General features: G+C 69.0%; 18 protein-coding genes and 2 pseudogenes. 5 read left to right on the top strand and 15 right to left on the bottom strand.

Features of this window, described 5'->3' with window-relative positions; translation table 11 throughout:
• Nucleotides 1-76: 76 nt before the first annotated feature.
• The 4 genes from ABT114_RS02125 to ABT114_RS02110 are packed head-to-tail and all read right to left on the bottom strand — an operon-like array spanning nt 77 to nt 4893.
• Nucleotides 77-1441: a glycine cleavage T C-terminal barrel domain-containing protein gene (locus ABT114_RS02125; RefSeq protein ID WP_351137552.1), complete on the bottom strand. Its 1365-nt coding sequence runs from the start codon at nt 1439-1441 to the stop codon at nt 77-79.
• Nucleotides 1442-1477: 36 nt separating this feature from the next.
• Nucleotides 1478-2371, bottom strand: coding sequence for a bifunctional 5,10-methylenetetrahydrofolate dehydrogenase/5,10-methenyltetrahydrofolate cyclohydrolase (locus tag ABT114_RS02120; protein WP_351137550.1), 894 nt, complete (start codon nt 2369-2371; stop codon nt 1478-1480).
• 45 nt (nt 2372-2416) lie between these two features.
• A complete protein-coding gene (gene purU / locus ABT114_RS02115; protein WP_351137548.1) occupies nt 2417-3310 on the bottom strand; it encodes a formyltetrahydrofolate deformylase in 894 nt (297 codons plus the stop codon).
• Nucleotides 3307-4893 (bottom strand): MFS transporter, encoded by a 1587-nt coding sequence (locus tag ABT114_RS02110; RefSeq protein ID WP_351138187.1) that lies wholly within the window; start codon nt 4891-4893, stop codon nt 3307-3309. Before ABT114_RS02110 ends, purU begins: the two co-directional genes overlap by 4 nt.
• A gap of 240 nt (nt 4894-5133) precedes the next feature.
• Between ABT114_RS02110 and ABT114_RS02105 the strand changes: the two genes are divergently transcribed.
• Together ABT114_RS02105 and ABT114_RS02100 are read left to right on the top strand one after the other, a co-directional pair.
• Nucleotides 5134-6126 carry an Lrp/AsnC family transcriptional regulator gene (locus ABT114_RS02105; protein WP_351137546.1) on the top strand — a complete coding sequence of 331 codons (993 nt, stop codon included), beginning with the start codon at nt 5134-5136 and terminating at the stop codon, nt 6124-6126.
• A 352-nt stretch (nt 6127-6478) separates the two neighbouring features.
• A pseudogene (locus tag ABT114_RS02100) lies at nt 6479-7032 on the top strand (transposase).
• A gap of 84 nt (nt 7033-7116) precedes the next feature.
• On the opposite strand, the gene ABT114_RS02095 reads toward ABT114_RS02100, so the two are convergent.
• From ABT114_RS02095 to ABT114_RS02080, 4 genes are all read right to left on the bottom strand, one after another.
• Nucleotides 7117-7632 (bottom strand): nuclear transport factor 2 family protein, encoded by a 516-nt coding sequence (locus ABT114_RS02095; protein WP_351137544.1) that lies wholly within the window; start codon nt 7630-7632, stop codon nt 7117-7119.
• A 196-nt stretch (nt 7633-7828) separates the two neighbouring features.
• Nucleotides 7829-8845: an LLM class flavin-dependent oxidoreductase gene (locus tag ABT114_RS02090; protein ID WP_351137542.1), complete on the bottom strand. Its 1017-nt coding sequence runs from the start codon at nt 8843-8845 to the stop codon at nt 7829-7831.
• A 110-nt stretch (nt 8846-8955) separates the two neighbouring features.
• The gene (locus ABT114_RS02085; protein WP_351137540.1) at nt 8956-9879 is read right to left on the bottom strand and encodes a nuclear transport factor 2 family protein; all 924 of its coding nucleotides are present in this window, start codon (nt 9877-9879) and stop codon (nt 8956-8958) included.
• A gap of 112 nt (nt 9880-9991) precedes the next feature.
• Nucleotides 9992-10366 (bottom strand): MerR family transcriptional regulator, encoded by a 375-nt coding sequence (locus ABT114_RS02080; RefSeq protein ID WP_351137538.1) that lies wholly within the window; start codon nt 10364-10366, stop codon nt 9992-9994.
• A 250-nt stretch (nt 10367-10616) separates the two neighbouring features.
• On the opposite strand from ABT114_RS02080, the gene ABT114_RS02075 reads away from it, so the two are divergent.
• From ABT114_RS02075 to ABT114_RS02065, 3 genes and pseudogenes are all read left to right on the top strand, one after another.
• Nucleotides 10617-11615, top strand: coding sequence for an LLM class flavin-dependent oxidoreductase (locus ABT114_RS02075; RefSeq protein WP_351137536.1), 999 nt, complete (start codon nt 10617-10619; stop codon nt 11613-11615).
• A 70-nt stretch (nt 11616-11685) separates the two neighbouring features.
• Nucleotides 11686-12780: an alkene reductase gene (locus ABT114_RS02070; protein ID WP_351137533.1), complete on the top strand. Its 1095-nt coding sequence runs from the start codon at nt 11686-11688 to the stop codon at nt 12778-12780.
• Between the two features lie 70 nt (nt 12781-12850).
• Nucleotides 12851-13129, top strand: a pseudogene (locus ABT114_RS02065) (type 1 glutamine amidotransferase family protein); the annotation flags it as partial.
• A gap of 156 nt (nt 13130-13285) precedes the next feature.
• Here the strand turns inward: ABT114_RS02065 and ABT114_RS02060 are convergent.
• From ABT114_RS02060 to ABT114_RS02030, 7 genes are read right to left on the bottom strand one after another with little or no spacing between them, the layout of a single operon-like run.
• Complete coding sequence (locus ABT114_RS02060; protein WP_351137532.1) at nt 13286-14617, bottom strand: amidase; 1332 nt, start codon at nt 14615-14617, stop codon at nt 13286-13288.
• 31 nt (nt 14618-14648) lie between these two features.
• Nucleotides 14649-15596: a PDR/VanB family oxidoreductase gene (locus ABT114_RS02055; protein ID WP_351137531.1), complete on the bottom strand. Its 948-nt coding sequence runs from the start codon at nt 15594-15596 to the stop codon at nt 14649-14651.
• 11 nt (nt 15597-15607) lie between these two features.
• Nucleotides 15608-16114, bottom strand: a complete 507-nt coding sequence (locus ABT114_RS02050; protein ID WP_351137530.1) for an aromatic-ring-hydroxylating dioxygenase subunit beta — start codon at nt 16112-16114, stop codon at nt 15608-15610.
• Nucleotides 16104-17387 (bottom strand): aromatic ring-hydroxylating oxygenase subunit alpha, encoded by a 1284-nt coding sequence (locus tag ABT114_RS02045; RefSeq protein WP_351137529.1) that lies wholly within the window; start codon nt 17385-17387, stop codon nt 16104-16106. Before ABT114_RS02045 ends, ABT114_RS02050 begins: the two co-directional genes overlap by 11 nt.
• On the bottom strand, nt 17384-17695 hold the full coding sequence (locus ABT114_RS02040) for a hypothetical protein (RefSeq protein ID WP_351137527.1): 312 nt from the start codon (nt 17693-17695) through the stop codon (nt 17384-17386). The genes ABT114_RS02045 and ABT114_RS02040 overlap by 4 nt, the downstream gene beginning before the upstream one ends.
• A complete protein-coding gene (locus tag ABT114_RS02035) occupies nt 17692-18171 on the bottom strand; it encodes a nuclear transport factor 2 family protein (protein ID WP_351137525.1) in 480 nt (159 codons plus the stop codon). Before ABT114_RS02035 ends, ABT114_RS02040 begins: the two co-directional genes overlap by 4 nt.
• A 55-nt stretch (nt 18172-18226) precedes the next feature.
• A complete protein-coding gene (locus tag ABT114_RS02030) occupies nt 18227-19573 on the bottom strand; it encodes an MFS transporter (protein ID WP_351137523.1) in 1347 nt (448 codons plus the stop codon).
• Nucleotides 19574-19683 lie beyond the last annotated feature (110 nt).

The raw sequence follows: 19683 nt of genomic DNA, 5'->3' as shown, positions 1-19683 counted from the left end.
AAGGGGGCGCCGGCGGGCCGCAGAGTCTCTGGGTTGGACACGCCAGCGTCACCTCGGCCGGTGTCGCGGGTGGGTGTCAGAGGCTGGTGACGTCGGTGCGTCGGTTGTCGGGCTTGAAGGGGAGAGTGGTGACCGTCGCCCTGATGGTGCGCTGCGGGGTGCCCGGCCTGCCCCACAGCACCTCGACGTCGGTGCCGGGTTCGGCGTGTTCGCGGTCGATGACGCAGAGGGAGATCGTCGCCCGCAAAGTGGGGCTGAGGGTGCGCCCGGTGGCCACACCGACGGGTGCGCCGACTGCGATGACCTGGTCGAAGTTGGGGCCCGAGTTGCGGGGGACGTCCATCTGGTCGGGCAGCTCGCCGTCTTCGGTCAGCGAGGTGAGGATTCCGGCGACATCCTGCGCGTTCCACACCAGGCCGACCAGGACGCGTGCCGGGCCGCCACGTGCGGCTTCGGCAACGAGGGCGTCCCGGCCAATGAAATCGCGGTCGGGGACGCCCTTGCGGAAGCCCCAGCCGAGTTCGCCGGGGCTGCGGAAGTAGTCGGTGATGCCGTTGGACGGGACGAAACTGCCGCCCGGAGCGCCGCGCCGGAACTGGCGCGGCGCCCCGGGCGTGAGAATGGAGGCGGGCAGGTAGTCGAGTCCGTTGGTGGCGATGCCGGCCTCGATGTGCTGGACGGGCTGGGAGCGGAAGCCGAGTTGGCGGATGCCGAACTCCTCGCCTGATGCCAGTACTGCATTCCAGACGGCTTCGGCGTCGGCGGTGGCGCCGTGCAGTTCGTAGCCGAGTTCGCCGGAGATGCCGGTGCGCATGACGTCGACCGGAATGCCGGAGACCTCAGAGGGCCGGCCTCGACTGAAGCCGATGTCGCGCAGGCCCTGACCAGTGACCTTTTCCAGCGTGTGCAGGGAGGCGGGGCCCTGCACACCGAAGATGAACCGTTCAGGACTGATGTCGGTGACCTCGGCGTCCCAGTCGCCGAGGGAGAACTGCCACAGCAGCCAGTCGCAGCTGCCCGCGGTATAGACGAACTCTTGATCGCCTGTGCGGGTCAGGACTCCCTCGGAGGCGATGCGGCCTTGGTCGTCGAGCTGGACGTGATGTTTGATCTGCCCGGTCTCGAAGCGGGAGAGGTCACGCATGCCCAACCGGCTCAGGAAGGGCAGGGCCTGCGGCCCGCGGACGCGGACCTTGTGCAGGGAGGTCCAGTCGCCGATGTAGCAGGACCGGACATGGGCGGCGGCCTCCTCAGTCCAGTGGGTGTACTCCAGGGGCAGCAGGATCTGCGCGAAGCGTCCGTAGGTGCCCCGGATGTTCAGGGCGTCCTGCGCGGCGGCGGCCGGGCTGAACAGCGCCGGGCGTTCGGTCAGGAAGGGTGCGTCGGCACCGCTTTCCTTGAAGGCCTCGTAGGCGCTGCGCTGCCTGTCGGCGATGCTCATGGTCGGCTCCACTTCTTCGTTGGGTTGTGCGTCGTGTCACGGCCGGGTCGGCTGCGCGGCGGAAAGGCTGAGGGACGACGTGGTCCGGTCCTGTGTCAGGGCGGCTTTGAGGGTGTTGGCCAGGAGCATGGCGATCGTCATGGGGCCGACGCCGCCGGGCACCGGGGTGATGCGGCCGGCGATGCCGTCGAGCTCTTCGGTGCGGACGTCGCCGGTAAGGCCGGTGGGGGTGCGGGTGATGCCGACGTCGATGACGGTGGCTCCGTGTTTGACGTGTTCGGGGCCGATGAGGCCGGGGACGCCAGTGGCGACGACGAGGATGTCCGCTGCCCGGGTCACCGCGGCCAGGTCGGTGGTGCGCCGGTGGGCGATGGTGACCGTGGCGTCGCGCTGCAGGAGCAGCTGTGCCATGGGGCGGCCGACGAGGTCGGAAGCACCGACGACGACGGCGTGGGCGCCCTTGATGGCGATGCCTTCGGAGTCGAGGATTTCGATCACGCCGCTGGGTGTGCAGGGGCGCAGGCCGTCTGCGCGGCCGGCCAGCAGGCCGACGCTCTCGGTGGTGAGGCCGTCGACGTCCTTGACGGCGGGAATCCGGTCGATCAGCGGGCGGGCTTCGACTCCGGCGGGCAGGGGGAGTTGGAGCAGGATGCCCGAGACCTCCGGGGTGGCGGCCAGTTCGTCGATGACCGCGGCGATGTCGTCGTGGCTGGCGTGGGCGGGCAGTGACCGGTGCAGGTCCCGCATGCCCGCCTTGCGGACGGCAGCGCGTTTGCGTGCGACGTAGACGGCGCTGGCTGGGTCGTCGCCGACGAGGACAGTGGCGAGGCCCGGCACACGCCCGGACCGTTCTGCGAGGGAGGCGACCTCGGATGCCACGGCGTCCTCGATGCGGCGGGCGAGTTTCCTTCCGTCGATGTGCATGGTCATGGCGCGGGCGGGCTCCGATTTCCGGGAGACGGTGTGAAAGAGGGGTCAGGCGAAAACGATGGTGTGATTGCCGTTGCGGACGACACGGTCCTCGGAGTGCCAGAGCACGGCGCGGGAGAGGACGGCGCGCTCCACGTCGGCGCCGTGGCGCATCAGGTCGGCGGTGGTCTGCGCGTGAGTGACGCGTACGACGTCCTGCTCGATGATCGGTCCCTCGTCGAGGTCCTCGGTGACGTAGTGAGCGGTGGCGCCCACCAGCTTCACGCCCCGTTCCTTGGCCTTGGCGTAGGGGCCAGCGCCGATGAAGGCGGGCAGGAAGGAGTGGTGGATATTGATGATCGGCACACCGACCTGGTCGATGAACTCGGCGGAGAGGATCTGCATGTAGCGGGCGAGGACGACGAAGTCGACGTTGTCCTTGAGCAGCCGCAGGTGCTCTGCCTCTGCCGCCGACTTGTCCGGGCCGGCCGAAGGGACGTGGAAGAAGGGAATGCCGAAGCCGCGCACTTCCTCCGCCACGTCGGTGTGGTTGGAGATCACCATGGCGATGCTGACCGGGAGCTGGCCCCGACGGTGACGCCACAGCAGGTCCAACAGGCAGTGGTCGGTCTTGGACGCGAAGATCGCCACGCGCTTGGGCACCGACAGATCCCGCAGGGTGAACTGCACATGGAAGTCCTGGGCGAGTCGCTTGCCGAGGTCTTCTTCCAGCGCCGGGAGCCGGACGGGAGCATCGGCGAGGGTGAAGACGGCCCGCTGGAAGTAGGCGCCGCCTTGCGGGTTGTCCGAGTACTGGTCCAGCGAGGCGATGTTCGCTCCGTGGGCGCTGAGGACCTCGGTGACGGCCGCGACGATGCCGGGACGGTCCTCGCCCTGGACGATGAGCGAGATCTGCCGAGGTGCGGCCGCGGAAGCGGCCTTGGTGTGCGTGGCGGTCACGACGTGTGGTCCATCCTCTGGTCGAACGCTGAATCGTGGGACGAGGTCGGGGCGGGCGCGGTGGGAGGCGTTGTGCCCGCGGCGCCCGACGCGACAGGCGACGGGCTCGCCATCTGCCGGGCCGGGCGCAGCAGGAGCGCGCAGGCAGCGGCAGCGAGCAGCGTGAGGGCGGCCGACACGATCAGGCAGAGCTGCAGGCCGTCGAGGAAGGAGTCGCCCAGGGCGCTCAGCGCGCGGCCGGTACCGGCGCCGAGATCGAGGCCGGTCACGGCCCCCAGGCCCTGTTCGCGAACCGTGTCGACGATGTGTTCCCGGGTCGCCGGACTCACCCCGGCGTCCGTCAGGTGCGCGGGCAGCGTGTTCAGGGCGCGGGTCGTGAGCAGGGCGCCCAGCACGGCCGGGCCGAGGGCCGCGCCGACCTGCCGGAAGGCGTTGTTGCCCGCTGCCGCCATGCCGGCCAGCTGGTAGGGCACCGAGGAGACTGCGGAAGCGGTCATCGGCGTGAGGACGGCGCCCATGCCCAGACCGAGCAGGACCAGCCGCCAGGCGATGGAGACGAACGACGTTTGGGCGTCGATGCCGGTGAGCGACAGCAGCGAGCCCGCCGTCAGTACCAGACCGGTGGTGATCAGCACCCGGGCGGAGACCCGGTGCATCAGGCGGCCGACCGGCATGCCCGCGACGATGGCCGCCGCGGTCACCATCAGCAGCCGCAGGGCCGCCTGAAGCGTGTCCAGTTGCTGCACCATGCCGAAGTACAGGCTCAGCACGAAGAAGAAGCCGATCAGACCCAGGAAGCTGATCATGGCCACGAGCGTGGTGGCGGTGAAGGCGGGGCTGCGGAAGAGGGCCAGGTCGATCATCGGGCTGGCGCTGCGGCGCTCCACGGCGACGAAGGCACCGGCGCTCACCACCCCGATCGCCAGGGCGCCCAGTACGGCGGGCTGGGTGAAGCCGTCGGCGCCGCCCTCGATGACGCCGTAGACGATCGCGGTGATGGCGAGCGCGGCGGTGATCTGGCCGGGCCAGTCGAGCCTCCGGCCGTGCGGCGCCCGCGAGTCGGGCAGCAGGAAGGCCGCCGCAGCCAGCACGGCCAGCGACACGGGGATCGGCAGCAGGTAGATCCAGCGCCAGGCGACGTGCTCCAGCAGCACACCGGCGATCAGCGGTCCCACGGCCAGGGAGACCAGCAAAGACGTCGCCCACAGGCCGATGAACTTCCCCCGCTCCCGGTGATCGGGGATGGCATGGCTGATCAGCGCCAGGGTCGTGGGCAGCAGCGCCGCCGCCCCGAGGCCGGAGACCGCCTGGCCGATCCACAACGTCTGCACCGAGCCGGCGGTCAGGGATATCGCCGCGCCCAGGGCGCAGAAGGCGAGGCCCGCCTGGAACACCCGCTTGCGGCCGTGGACGTCACCGAAGACCCCGGTGGTCAGGATCAGCGCGGCCATGGGCAGCACGAACGCGTCCGACACCCACGACAGCTGCGACGTCGAGGCACCCAAGGCTTTCTGGATGGCGGGCAGGCTCACCGACACGGTGGTCACCGGAAGGTAGGCGACGAAGACGCCCAGGCAGGCCATGACGAGCGTGGCGGCTCGTCCGGTTCGGGGTTGTTGCAGGGGTGTGGGGTTCACGAAGTCGTTCCTTCAGCGGTGTCGAAGCCGCAGTCTCTGGCTGCCCGGCGGGGCGCGTCGGCTCAGCGATGCGCCTCTCCACGAATCGCCGAACAGCTTCACTCTGACTGAGAAGAATCACCAGATAGAACCCAGAAGACGTCGCGAAACTTCTGATCACTGCTGCGGGTGTGTGAATATTCCTCCATGCCGGACGATCTCGACGGAAGAATCATCCATTGCCTGCGCTGCGCCCCCCGCGTCTCGTTCCGCCGCATCAGCGAGGTGATCGGCGTGTCCGAGCAGACTGTGGCCCGCCGCTACAACACCCTGCGCCGCAGCGGCGTACTGCGCGTCGTCGGTCTGGTGAACCCCGCCGTGCACGGACAGGCCGAGTGGGTCGCCCGACTGCGCTGCCGTCCCGACCGCGTCGGCCCCCTCGCCGACTCACTCGCCCGCAGGCCAGAGATCGCCTACGCCAGCATCGCCTCCGGCGGCTCGGAGATCATCTGCATCATCCGCTCATCCACCGGCACGGAACGCGATGACATCCTCCTGCGCCAGCTCCCCAAAGCTGCCTCGGTCCTCGACATCAGCGTCGACCTGCTCATCCACCCCTTCAGTGCACCCGGTACCGCCGGCTGGACCGGTCAGGAAGCATCGCTCACGCCCGACCAGGTGCAACGCCTGACCATTGAGCAGCCAGTCCCCGTAGGTCCTCTCCTCGCCCCGACCACCGAGGACCGGCCCCTCCTCGACGCACTGGCCGAGGACGGCCGCGTCTCACACACCCGCCTCGCCGAACTCACCGGCTGGTCCAAACCGCGCGTCGCACGCCGGCTCGACACACTCGAAACGGCAGGCACCCTCACCTACGACGTCGACGCCCTCCCCGAACGCCTCGGATACGAACTCAACGCCACCATCTGGATCCAGGTAGACCTGCCCCAACTCCACCGCATCGGCCAAGAGATCAGCCGCCACGACGAATGCGCCTTCGCCGGAGCTATGAGCGGCCGCCACAACATCATGGCCGTCATCGTCGCCCGGAACACCCCGGACTTCTACCGCTACCTGACCGACCGCCTCGCCCGTATCGACGGCATCAAGGGCTACGAGATCAGCATCCGGGTGCGCCGCCTCAAACAAGCCGCCTCCCTCATCCACCACGGGCGACTCGTCCAACCCCCACACGTCTGACACCGCCCTCCTGGACACCGTTTCGGGCGGGCCCAGAACCAGTTCAGATCAGAGGACAGCCCCGACAGGAGCCCGGCCGGCAGCGTCTCTGTCACGATGACGACGAACGTGGTGCTGGACGTCGCCAGCAGCGCTGCCCAGGGAGCCGAGCAGCAGCCGTGCGGGCATGCGCTGCCGCCGGACGTTCCGCGACGGCGCTCAGGCACATTTGAATAACGTGCATCACTGAGTCTTTTCAACCTGGCCACCGATCGGGTGATGGCCGTGGCGGCGGGAACGGACCGCAACGCACGAGGCTGCCGTGCCGTTGGGGAGATGTTCGACGTCTCAACTCAGAGCTTCGGGAGCCTCGTTGGCTCCCTGCCCTGCTGCACTCGGCTTGCCTCACGACCAGTCGAGTGACTCACCATGCTTGTCGTCACCCGCGAGGGTGACCGCTGCTGCAAGCTTCCACCGCACCAGCGTGCGCTGGTCGTTCTGGTGTATCTACGCAGGCACGACACACTCGCCAGGTCGCGACCGGGTTCGGGATCGCGGTGGGTACCGCCCATACCTGCATCCGGGCGGTGGTCCGCCTGCCGGCCGCTCGCGCTCCCGGCCTGCTGAGGGTCCTGCGGGAAAGCAGGGCGAACTTCGTGTTGGTGGACGGGACTCTCGCGGAGCGTGACCGCGTCGGCGCCAGCCACACCGACTACTGCGCCAAGCACCGCCGCCACGGCGTGAACGTCCAGGTCGTCACCGACTCGGCCGGGCAGGTCCTGTGGATCTCGCCGACCCTGTCTGGCCGAACCCACGACCTGACCCCGGCCCCGCACGCACCGCATCATCCGGCGCAGGTCACTCGTCAGCCCGAACCGGATGACGTCCAGTGCGCGGGCCGTCCTCACCCTGGAGCGGCAACGCTGAAAGGCTCAACCATGGGGCCCCGCTACCGTCGGCGGCGTGAGCCGCAGTGGCGGGGCCCAGGAAGAAGCCCTCTCTCGTTGCTGCTCACTCTCGGAAGGGCTGCTTCACCCATCCCTGGTCCCAGTTGGATACCTGGTGGGTGCTCCCGCGAAGCTCCTGGAAGTACCACTGCCCGTCGCGCTTCACGAACCGGTCGGTGTAGTCGACCGTGAGGACCACGGCGTCCTGCGCTTCGGCATCGTCTGTGCGCGCGATGGTGCACAGGCACAGGAGGCGGAAGTTGCCGGTCGCCGACAGGCCGTCCTCGGCGAGCTCCACCTGCGGATTGATGATGTAGTGCTGGGCCCACGGGATCTTCTTCGGGAGGTCCGTGAAGTGTGCAGTGATCTCGGCGTGGCCGGTGTTGCTGCCTCCCTCGCCGTCGACCACCCAGCGGCCATCGGGGACGAAGAGGGACGCGATGCCCTGGGCGTCATAGGAGTTGTCGCAGTGGGCGGCGTACCGGTACTTCAGTTGCTCGACGGCGCGAGTGTCCTCGAGCCGGTTCAGGCGCGCCTCCAGCACGGCCAGGGCCGGCAGGGCTTCGTTGGCATCAGACATGGGGTGTTGTCCCTTCGTGGTGCAATTCCGTGGGGTGGAGCGGCTGATGAGTCGCCGCTGCCTGCATGACACCGCCCCGGGGAGGGTTGTGCCCAGGCTGGCCCCGGTCCGTTCCGACGTGGCGTCGCCACCGAGGTTCGCCTCGATGGATAGCAGGAGGTTCGACTGCCTGGGCGAAGCCCGAGGGCGCTGTGCGCTACAGCGGCGTCACCCGGTTCCAGAGGCTGGCGATGAGCTCGTAGGAGCGCAGGCGCGCTTCCTGGTCGTAGGTCTCGGACATGAAGATGACTTCCCGGGCTCCTGTCCGGGCGACGAGCGCTTCGAGCTGGGGGCGGACGGTGGCCGGGGTGCCGACGTAGGACTGGCCCAACTGCTCCTTCACCGCTGCGGCCTCGTCCGGCGTCCACAGCCCGTGCATGTCGTCCACCGGCGGGTCCAGCGGACGCATCCGGCCGCGGACCGTGGAGAGAAATCTGCGCTGGACGGAGGTGAACAGCCGGGCTGCCTCCCGGTCGTCATCGGCGAGGACCGCGTTCACGGACACCATCGCGTAGGGCTCGGACAGGGCCGGGGAGGGGCAGAAGGCGGAGTGGTAGAGATCCATCGCCTCCTGCAGCCGGGCGGGGGCGAAGTGTGCGGCGAAGACGAACGGCAGCCCCAGTCGCGCGGCCAGTGCCGCACTGTAGATGCCGGAACCGAGCAGGTGGATGGGGATGTCGGCGTCCTCTACCGGGACTGCGCGCACCTGTCGGCCGGTCCCGTGCAGGTAGGAAAGGAGTTCGGCGAGCTGCTCGGCGTACTCCTGCTGTGCGGGTCGGCCGCGACGGATCGCAGCCGTGGTCGACGGATCCGCTCCCGGGGCTCGGCCCAGGCCGAGATCGAAACGGCCGGGGTGCAGGGCGTCGAGCGTGCCGACCTGCTCGGCCACGACGAGCGGCGCGTAGTTGAGCAGGTTGAGACTGCCGGTGCCGACCCGGATGGACCGGGTTCCTCCGAGGACGGCACCCGCCAGGATGATGTTCGCGGAGCTTGCCATCGGCGCCATGTTGTGATGCTCGGCGAGCCAGTAGCGGTGAAAGCCCAGGCGCTCGGCATGAGCGGCGAGTTCCACGGTGCGGTGCAGTGCGTCGCCCGTGGTGTGGCCCTTGCGGATGGGTGCGAGATCGAGAAGCGAGAGCGCCGGGCGATCCGCGGGGGTGGAGGGGGTGGCCATGGGGTGTGTCGCTTCGGGTCGGGGAGAGGTTTGGAGTATGCCTGCGGCGCATCGGTCCGACGAGGCGCGGGGCCGATCGGCGCGCCGGGGCGCGACGGCGGCAGGAGGGACTAAGGCTCCTTGGTCGTGATCCAGCCAGGGATGTAGTCGAAGCTGGAGATCCGCCAGATGCCGTTCTGGCGGCGGAGGTCCAACTGGTAGTGGGCTCCGTAGAGGTCCTGGCCGTTGGGCGCGGCCGACTGCTGCGGAATGATCCTGCCCACGACGAGGTGAGCACTGGTTTGTGCCTCGTCGACCGTGACGTGCAGCGTGCGGCCGAAGTGCTGCATCCATGGCCACCCGCGCCGGAAGGACTTCATCTGTCCGATGACTTCATGACGCCCGTCCAGGTCGCCCATCGGGGGGAACGACCCCGAGACGTCCTCGGTGAAACAGTCGCGCAGGAGCGCGATGTCGCCCTGGTCGATGGCCCATGCGTAGCGTGCGTAGAAGTCCGCCGCCTGTTGCACGGCGTCGTCGGCATCGAGGTCGGGGACGCCACGGCTCCAGGGGGAGTCCAGCTCGCTCACGATGGCGGGTGTCGCGTCGCCGAGCTTCCAGCCTTCCGCGGACGGGAGGCTCCACGGGACGAACCGGGCCGGGTCTCCGTCGGTCCACGGGATGGACAGCCGCAGCTCCGCGAATTGCCAGCCGTCCTCGGTGCGTACCAGGTCGGCCAGGAGCGTGGCGCCGAAGGTGGAGGGCGTGGGGTCGGATGGGGAGCTGACGCCGTAGAGATACGACGTCAGTACGGTCCGCCGGTCGTCGCCGCTGACGGAGTGATTGGTGGTGACGACACGGAGGGACGTCTTGGCGACGAGGTCGGCGCTGAACAGGGAGGCGATCTCCGCCGCACCGCGAGCCTGCCCGTGTGCGCTGGAGTGCAGCACGCTCGATTCGGTGAAGAGGCTACTCAGGGCGGACTGGTCGCCCTCGGTCCATGCCGCGGCGAAGGTGTCCAGAGCGACGCGTACATCCTTGGTGATCGGGTTCATCGGCCGGACCTCCACAACGGAGGGGCGGAGCGTTCTTCCTTGCTGCGAGTCATGCCACCGACGTTAAACATTGACATCAATGTGAATGTCAAGCGCCGGGTGTGTGATCGCCTCAGGCGGCCTGCCTGGCGACATCCAGGTAGGCGCGAATGGCGTCGCGATTGCGCTCCAGGGTCTCGATGCGCCGCTCGATCTGGCCCAGTTCCCTCGCCAGGTTGGCGGCCAGCTCCGGGTCGACCATGGGGCGCAGCTCGGCGCCCGCGCCGAGGAAGCAGGGCACGATCTCGCGGATGACCTCGGTGCTCAGCCCTGCCTGGAGCAGGTCGCGGATCTGCTGGACGCGCTGCACCGAGCTCTCGGGGTAGTCCCGATAACCGTTGGGGAGGCGGTCGGGGTGGAGCAGGTCCTGCTGCTCGTAGTAGCGCAGTAGTCGGGTGGCAACCCCGGTGCGGCGGGAGAGTTCACCGATCTTCATAGTGGCGTACATCACTCCGTTCCGGCTTGACCTTGACATCGATGTGCAAGTTTAACGTCAGTGACGTAGCCACCAGGCACTAGGCACCCACCCGCCGCACTCCGGGCCGCACCCATGAGGCGGGCGTGGCAAGTCCTGACCGCGCAGATCGGTATCACCGCCCTGCGCCGCCCTCCTCGTACACCTACGGCCTGATCACGTGCTCCACGCTGACCGACCCCGCTCCGCATCCGCAGATCCGGAAAGGCAATCCCGCACCGCCATGAAGAAGCTCCGCGACATTCCGCTCTCCCTGCTCAACCTCGCCCCCATCCGGCACGGCGAAGGCACGGCCACCGAGGCGCTGCTCGAGACCATCGAACTCGCCCGTAGGGCGGATGAGTTCGGCTACAACCGTTACTGGATCGCCGAGCACCACAACATGTCCGCGGTGGCCTCCGCCGCGACCTCCGTCCTGATCGGACAGGTGGCCGCCGTCACCGAACGGATCAAGGTCGGCTCCGGTGGCATCATGCTCCCCAACCACGCCCCGTACGTGGTCGCCGAGCAGTTCGGCACCCTTGCCTCCCTCTACCCCGGACGCATCGACCTCGGCCTCGGGCGCGCCCCGGGCACCGACCCGTGGACCGCCCAGGCCCTGCGCCGCGGCGACGCCACCGCCAAGGACTTCCCCACCCAGGTGACGGAGGTGCGCCGCTACCTCGAGCCGGCCGCACCCACCCGGCGGGTACGCGCCATCCCCGGCGAGGGCACCAACGTCCCGCTGTACATCCTCGGCTCCTCCACCTTCGGCGCGGCCCTGGCTGCCCAGGAAGGCCTGCCCTTCGTCTTCGCCTCGCACTTCGCTCCCGCCCAGCTGGCCGCCGCCCTGGAGGTCTACCGAACGAATTTCCGCCCCTCGCAGAGCCTGGAGAAGCCGCACGCCATCGTCGGCGTGAACGTGATCGCCGCCGACACCGACCACGATGCCCGGCGCATCTTCACGACCCTGCAACGCAAGTTCCTCACCATGATCCGCGGCGAACTCCAGAACCTGCCCCCGGTCGACGACATCGACCAGCTGTGGTCCCCGAACGAGGCCGCTGCCGTCACGGACATGCTGCGCGAGTCCGTGGTCGGTTCACCCGGCACCGTGCGCGACGGCCTGGGTGCACTGCTCAAGCGCACCGGGGCCGACGAGCTCATCGTCCTGACCGAGACCTGGGACTTCAAGGACCGAGTCCGAAGCTACGAGCTCCTCGCCGAGCTGAAGACCGCGTGACGTGCGGATCCCCTCCTCCTCGTTCCGCCTTCGTTGCCCGCGCGGCCGGGTGCAGACAGGACCCGACATCATGAACACCACACTGTTCGACAGCATGACTCTGGGCGCCCTCACCGTGCCCAACCGCATCGCGATGGCCCCGATGACCCGGTCCCGGGCCGCCGCGGACGGCACCCCCACCCAGCTGATGAGCACGTACTACGCCCAGCGCGCCACCGCTGGGCTGATCATCGCCGAGGGCACCCACCCCACCGCCGCCGGCCGCATCGGCCCCGGCGCGCCAGGACTGCACCAGGACGCCCACCGTCTCGGCTGGTCCTGCGTGGCGGACGCGGTGCACGACGCCGGAGGGAGGATCTTCGTCCAGCTGATGCACGCCGGGCGCCTCGCCCACCCCTCCTTCCTGCCCCGCGGGCTCCACCCCGTGGCTCCTTCGGCGATCGCCGCCCGAGCAGAGGTGTACACCGCCGGCGGCAGGAAGGCGGCGGTCCGTCCGCAGGCACTCACCCATGAGCAGATCCTGCACATCATCGACGACTTCGCCCGCTCGGCGGCGCGCGCCATGGCCGCGGGGCTGGACGGTGTGGAGATCCACGCTGCCAACGGCTACCTCCTGCACCAGTTCCTCGCCGAGAACGCCAACCTGCGCACCGACGACTGGGGCGGATCACCCGAGGCAAGGATCCGGCTGACGGTCGAGGTCGTACGAGCGGTGGCCGCAGCCATCGGCCCGCACCGCGTCGGGCTGCGGATCTCGCCGTCGAACCAGTTCGGTGATCTCGCCGAGCAGGACCCGGACACGACGTACACCGCGCTGGTCCAGGAGTTGTCCCAGGACAATCTGGCCTACCTCCACCTGGTGGAGACGGGTAGGGCCGACCTGGACGACCGCATCCGGGCCGTGTGGCCCAGCGCTCTCGTGGTCACACCGACGGTCAGCCGTCCCGGTGATGTCACCAAGGCCGGTGCCGCGAACGCCTGGCTGCGACGCGGTGCCGACCTGATCGCCTTCGGGCGCGGCTTCCTCGCCAACCCGGACTTCGTTGAGCGGCTGCGCGTCGGCGCCCCGTTCAACGCTCCCGCACCCCACGGGCTCTACGGCGGAGATCACCGCGGATATACGGACTACCCAACCCTGCAACGACTTCCCGCAGTTCACCCCTGACCGTACCGACGGCTCGGCCTGTCCGACCGGCTACTGGGCGGAAGAGGTGTCTGCGCCGCACGAGAAATTCATGCAAGCCGGGTACAGCGTTGACTTTGCCTCCCCGGGCGGGGGGCTGCAGCCGCTCGACCGACACAGCGCCGACCCGGAGATCGCCGGGGCCGACTGCGCCTGCTACGTGGCCTACACCGACAAGGTGCTACGGGAATTCGGCCCCCTGCTGCGCCTCGACGCCGTTGACATCGACGAGTACGCCGCTGTGATGCTGCCCGGCGGCCACGGCCCGGTCGTCGACCTGCACCAGGACGCCGACCTGGGCCGACTGCTCATCGCGGCCGTCGCGGCCGGCAAGCCCGTCGGAGCCGTCTGCCACGGGCCGGCCGGTCTCCTCAGCGCCGTGGACACCGAAGGCAACTGGCTCAACGGCGTCGAAGAGCCGCCCGCCGTCCTGGAGCGGGTCGGCGCCCTGCCGCTGCCGGGCGGCGGGCCGCACGAGGCATCGCTCTCACACCGCCGAAGGCAGGGGACTTGCGCCGGCCGGATGCGCCTGTTCCATGGCGCATCCGGCCGCGAAGAGCCGTTCCAGCCGATTCGGGTGCCCGATGAGCTGCAGGCCCAAAGGCAGGCCCTGGCTGTTCCGGTGGCCCGGTACGGTCAGTGTCGGCAGGCCCAGGAGCTGCCACGGGCGGCTCAGGACCGGCGAACCCGTGGCCGTCAGCCCCCTCGGCGCAGGTCCGAGCGCGGCCGGGCCGAGGATCGCGTCCACGTCGGAGAGCAGGTCCAGCATCCCGGCGCGTTCCCGCTCCGCGATGGACAGTGCCTGCTGGTACTGCGCGACCGTGATCCCGCGGCCTTGCGCCAGGAGTTCACTGAGCGGGGTACTCAGCCGCTCCGGCGTCGCGGCTTCCGCGGCCAGCGCGCAAGCCGCCTCGTACGCCATCACCGTGGCGTGAGCCTCGACGAGCCCGGGAGTCCGCGCGGACAGATCGACGTCGACGAGCACGGCGCCGTTCGCCACCGCGCGCTCGGCGGTCCGGATCAGAGCCGCCTGCATGTCCGCCTCGACCTCGCCCAGTTCGGTGCCCGACCACACCGCCAGCCTCATGTGTGTCGGCGGTTCGGGAGGGTCGGGGAGCCGGGCCGCTCCGGTCAACGCCAGATAGGCGAGCCGCAGGTCCGCGACGGTCGGGGTGATCAGTCCCACCGCGTCGAGGCTGTGGGCCAGGCCCACGAATCCCGTGGTGTCGAGCGGTCCCCCGACCGGCGCCACGAATCCCGCGACTCCGCAGTACGCGGCCGGGCGGGTCAGCGAGCCTGCGGTCTGGCTGCCGAGGGCGAGGGGCACCACGCCCGCCGCCACGGCAGCCGCGGAACCACTCGACGAACCACCGGGCGTATGCGCGAGATTGTGCGGATTCCTGGTGGGGCCGGGCGAGAAGTAGGCGAACTCCGTGGTGACCGTCTTGCCCAGGGGTATCGCTCCGAGCTGCCGGAGCCGGGTGATCAGCGGGGCGTCGGACTCGGCGACCCGGCCCTGCCTCAGCGGCGATCCGCACTCGGTGGGCAGGCCGCGGACGTCGATGATGTCCTTCACCCCGAACGGAATTCCGCGCAGGAGTCCGGCCGTCGGTGCCGCGTCGAGCTGCCGGGCCGCACGCAGCGCTCCGTCCCGGTCGACCCGTACCCAGGCCCGGATATCGGGCTCCGTACGGTCGAGGCGTTCCAGCGCGTCCGAGACCATGTCGCTCGCGCTCGACTCGCCTGCGGCCACCAGGGCGGACAGCGTCACTCCGCCCACCGCGTCGTCCTCGTGCCTCTCGTGCCGTGCTGCCGGCATCGGATGTTCCTCCTTTCGCGGGGTGGCCGAGCTACAGCTCCAGCACGAGCCGGGCCGTGCTGGCCCGTGACACGCACGTGGCGATCTGGTCGCCGGCCGCCTTCTCCTTGCGGGTCAGGCAGTTGTCGCGGTGGTCCGGTACGCCGTCGAGGACCGTGAGCACGCACGTGCCGCAGATGCCTTCGCGGCAGGACGTGTCGACCTCGATGCCGCCGTCCGCCAGCACTTCGACGATGCTGCGCCCGGGCGGGACGCGGAACACCTCGCCGGTGTCCAGTTCCACTTCGAACTCGTCCCCCGCTTCAGCCGTCGGCTCCAGGGGCTGGAAGTGTTCGATGTGGACGTTGTCCTCGGGCAGTGAACGGGTTGCCACGTCGGCGACGCGTTGCATGAACTCCTTGGGTCCGCAGGTGTAGACGTGCGTCGCGGCGTCCAGGTCCGCCAGTGCCTCGACCACCGCCTTGGGCTGTTCGTTCCGGTCGACTCCGAAGTGGAACTCGACGTCGGCGGCGAACTCCGCGCTCTCCAGCAGCGGCACGAACGCTGCCTTCTCCCTGTTCGTGGCGAAGTAGTGCAGCCTGAACCGGGCTCCGGTACGACGTAGTTGGTGCGCCATGCTCAGCAGCGGCGTGATCCCGATGCCAGCCGCGACGAGCACGTGCCGGTCGGCCGTGGGCTCGATGCGGAAGAGGTTGCGGGGTTCGCTGATGACGAGTTCGTCGCCTGCCGCGACCTGGTCGTGCAGTGCCGCGGAGCCGCCCCGGGAGTTTTCCTCCCGCTTGACCGCGATCAGATAGGAATCGGTGTCGTCGGGCGGGCTGCAGAGCGAGTACTGCCTGGTGATACCGCCGGGGCCCAGGACGTCGACGTGCGCGCCCGCCTCGTACGGGGCGAACGGGCGCCCGTCGCTGCGCCGCAGTCGGATGCTCTTGACCACGCTGGTTTCGGTCGTCGTGTCGCTGACCGTGACTCTGATCATCCTCGCCTCGCCTACAGCAGGAAGCCGGACGCGTTGACGGCGTCCGAGGAGTTGATCAGCCGGACGACCTTCTTCACGATCAGCGGCTCGGGGGCGTCCAGCCGGATCCGGTGCGTGACGTCCGCGCCGAGTACGAAGGTCACCTCGCGCCGGTGTCCGACCAGGACCTGAGCGGAGCTGAGCTCGACGGTCTCCTCGTCGTAGCGCTGGATCACGAAGCGGGAGAGCGTCCGTACGGTCCGCGCGGCGGCGTCCACCGAGATCGAGTAGCCGGACGTCAGCCGTTCGATGCGCATCCGGCGCATGCGGTCGTCGTCGTAGACCATGTTCAGCGTCGACTCGAAGTCCTCGGTGTCCGAGTCGATGGGGATCACGTACAGGCCGCCCGGCGCCCACAGCCGGTCCCACTCCTCGTATGCCTTCCGGTCGAGCAAGTGGGCCTCGCGCCAGACCAGTTCGAGGGCCGGAGCGATCCGGGTGTCGGACAGGTGCAGGGTTTCGGTCGTCTCAACGGACATCGGTCATCATCGCCTTCCACATCGCGTACGCCTCGCGCATCCCGGTCTCGTCGGTGGCGTGCGAGACACGGCCCTTCAGTTCGTCCTGCTCGCGCCCCAGTCCGCGGTTCACGAGGATCGGCAGTCCGGGTCCGGCCGCCGCGCCGCGCTGTACCCGGTCCCAGGCCTCGGAGTCATCGGTGGTACCGAAGCCGAACGGTCCCTGGAAGTGCTCGTGGATCCGCAGCCGTTCGCGGTTGACGATCTCCGGGCCGCCGTCCAGGCCCAGGGCCAGGTGCCGGATCTCGGTCTCCGCCACGGAGATCGGCCGCAGGACGCGGAAGAACGACATCGACATGGCGACGTTCGGGAACAGGTTGAGGTTGAAGCCCGCGCCGTGCATCGAGCGCACGATCCGCCGTACGTCCGCCGGTGCGAAGTCCTTGGACAGCTCCTCGACGATGTGCCCGAAGCGTTCCTGGAGTTGCTCGGTGCCGTCGTCCTCGTCGAGGTCGACGTGCTCGGGCACCATGACCATGACGCTGTGGCCGTTGCCCAGGGAGTGGGTGACCGCCTTCTCGTCGGTCATGAACGAGAGCATCTCGGCCGTCTCCGAGTCCACGGAGGACATCCAGGAGCGGTGCACGATCGGGAAGTGGTAACCGTCGGTGGTGTTCTCCAGCTGGATCTTCCAGTTGCCGTCGAACCGGAACCTGTGCTCGCCCTGCACCTTGATCGGATAGCCGGCGCCCTGCTTCATGAACAGGTCCATCCAGTGCCGGGCCGGGCCGAGGAAGTCCGCCAGCGGTTCGACGTCGGGGTTGAAGCTGGCGAAGACCATTCCCGCGTAGGTGTCCACCTTGAGGCGGTGCAGTGGGAGGTCCTTCTTCTCCAGGACGTCTTCGTAGCCGTCGGGGTAGGGGATGCCCCGCAGCTTGCCGTCGAGCGCGTACGACCATGCGTGGTAGGGGCAGGTGAAGCCGTTGGCGTTGCCCTTGGGCGCCTCGCACAGGCTCGCACCGCGGTGGCGGCACCGGTTCAGCAGGACGTTGATCCCGCCTCGGCGGTCGCGGGTCACGATGACCGGCTGCCGGCCCACCATCGCGGTCCGGAAGTCCCCGGCTTTCGGGATCTCACTCTCGTGTGCCACCCACACCCAGGTGCGGTTGAAGATGCGGTCCATCTCCAGCTCGAACAGTTCCGGGTCGGTGTAGAGCGAGACGTCCACGCGGTCGTTGCGGACGAGGCCTGCGATGTCGGTACCGGTGAATCCGGTTGTGGTCGGTGTGTTCATCGTGTCGTTTCCTGTGCGTTGTGGGGGTCGGTCTGCTGGTCCCATGCGGCGCCCGCGGTCCAGTAGTCGCTGCCGTCGGCGCGGATGCCGTGCTGCCATTCGGTGGTTCTGCGCAGGGTGGGTTCGATGGCCGCGCAGGCGCGGTCCGCGCCGTCCGGGCCCTCTTCGGCGACGCCCCAGTGGACCCAGTTCAGTTCCCTGCCGTCACGGTCGTGCAGGAACAGATCCACGTGGTACCAGCCGTAGTAGCGAATGTCCCGGTAGCAGGTCAGGAGCATCGTGCGGCCGTCCTGTGCCGATGCCGTCATCGCGTCGTCACCAACGCCTCCTGAAGGCCCGCGTCGAAGACCCGTTCGGTGCGGAAGTGGGAGATCCGGGCCCGGTCCTCGTCGATACGGAAGGCCAACTCCAGCCTTGCCACGACGAGTTCGGCCGCGCCGGTGTCGTACCGGGACAACTGCTGCATCAGCCATCTGCCGCGGACCTCGTCACCGTCCACGTACGTCGTGCCGGGGTGGAGCAGGTGCACGTTGGCCCGGAAGTGCGGGTTCGGGGGGAGGTGGGCCGAGAGCATCGCCGCGATCTCCTCCGGCCCGGTGGTGCGGCCGAACCTCGCCGAGTAGAGCGGTCCGACGCCCTCCCATACGGCGTCCGCGGTGAACAGGTCCTCCAGGCTGCCTGTCTCGTCCGAGGGACGGGGGACGTCACACAGCTCCAGGTAGCGGGTCAGCACCTCGTGTGCCAGTTGTTCGGGTGGCCGTGAAACGGCGTTGGTGGAAGGCATGCGTAATCGGCCTCCTTTCTGCGCATGCACGAATTTCTGTTAAGTGGCGGGCTGGTCAGGCCGCTCGGCCGGCCCCGGCCGATGCTTCGGCCATCTGTGGGGTCCGGCCCTCGTGGAGGGACTTCGGCTTGGTCTCGGGGGCCAGCGCCACGGCCACGACGGTGATCAGTCCCATGCCGATGAGGAACAGCACGATCGGCCAGGAAGCGCCCGCCCAGGCGAGCAGCGCGGTCGCGATGATGGGCGAGAAGCCACCGGCGACCACGGAGCCGAGTTCATGCCCCAGGGCGACGCCGCTGTAGCGCACCCGGCTGTCGGTGAAGAGTTCGGTGATGAACGCCGGCTGAGTGCCGATCATCGCCCCGTGGCAGATCACGACCGCGACGAAGACCGCCACGAAGACCGCCACGGTGTTGCGCGAATCGAACATGAGGAAGAACGGGTACGCCCAGAGGATCATCCCGATCGCGCCGCCCAGGTAGACGGGCCGGCGTCCGACGCGGTCGGACAGCGCACCCCACAACGGCATCGCGAAGGACTCGAACGCCATTCCCACCACGACCGCGACCAGTACCGTGTTGCCGTTCATGCCGATCTTGGCTGCATAGGAGAGGCTGAAGGTGAGGAAGAGATAGCTCGCGCCGTTCTCGGCGATCCGCGCGCCGAACGTGGTCAGCACCGCCTTGGGCTGGGTGCGCAGGGCCTCCAGCGCGGGCAGTTTGGCCTTCTTCGGTGCCGCCGCCGACGCCTCCTGGTACGCCGGTGTCTCCATGACCCGCAGCCTGATCAGCAGTCCTACGACGGTGAGCAGAATCCCCGCCATGAACGGGATCCGCCAGCCCCAGGCAAGGAACGACTCCTTGGTGGTCATCGCCTGGATCAGCCAGTACATCGAAGCGGAGAGCACGAACCCGAGGCCCACACCCGTCTGGCTCCAGGCCGAGTAGAAACCGCGCCGGTCGGCCGGTGCGTGTTCACTGACGATCAGGACACCGCCGCCCCACTCGCCCCCGGCGGCGATGCCCTGCACGACCCGCAGCGCCAGCAGGAGCACCGGGGCCCACAGTCCGACGGTGCCGTAGGTGGGCATCACGCCTATCAGGAAGGTCGCGACGCCCATGACCATCAGGGTGACCACCAGGACCGACTTGCGGCCGACCCGGTCACCGAAGTGCCCGAAGACGACGCCGCCCAGGGGCCTCGCGAGGAAGCCCGCCGCGTTGGTGCCGAAGGCGGCGATCGTGCCCACCAGCGGATCGAAGGTGGGGAAGAACAAAGTGTTGAAGACAAGGGCGGCAGCCGTGCCGTAGAGGAAGAAGTCGTACCACTCCAGCGCACTGCCGACCAAGCTCGCGATCGCCGCTCTGCGCACCGCACGCGGCACGCTGTTCGCTCCTGCCATGCTCGCCCTCCATCGGCCGCTTCGGATCGGATCAACAACTGCGGCCAGCTGTTCACGGATTGTTCGCGACGCCTTCGTCGGGCGAAATGGCGTTGGCCCGGTCACCGGAC

This window comes from Streptomyces sp. NPDC002088 (assembly GCF_040296605.1).
Classification (GTDB): Bacteria; Actinomycetota; Actinomycetes; order Streptomycetales; family Streptomycetaceae; genus Streptomyces.
This window is presented reverse-complemented; position numbering and strand designations above follow the sequence as displayed.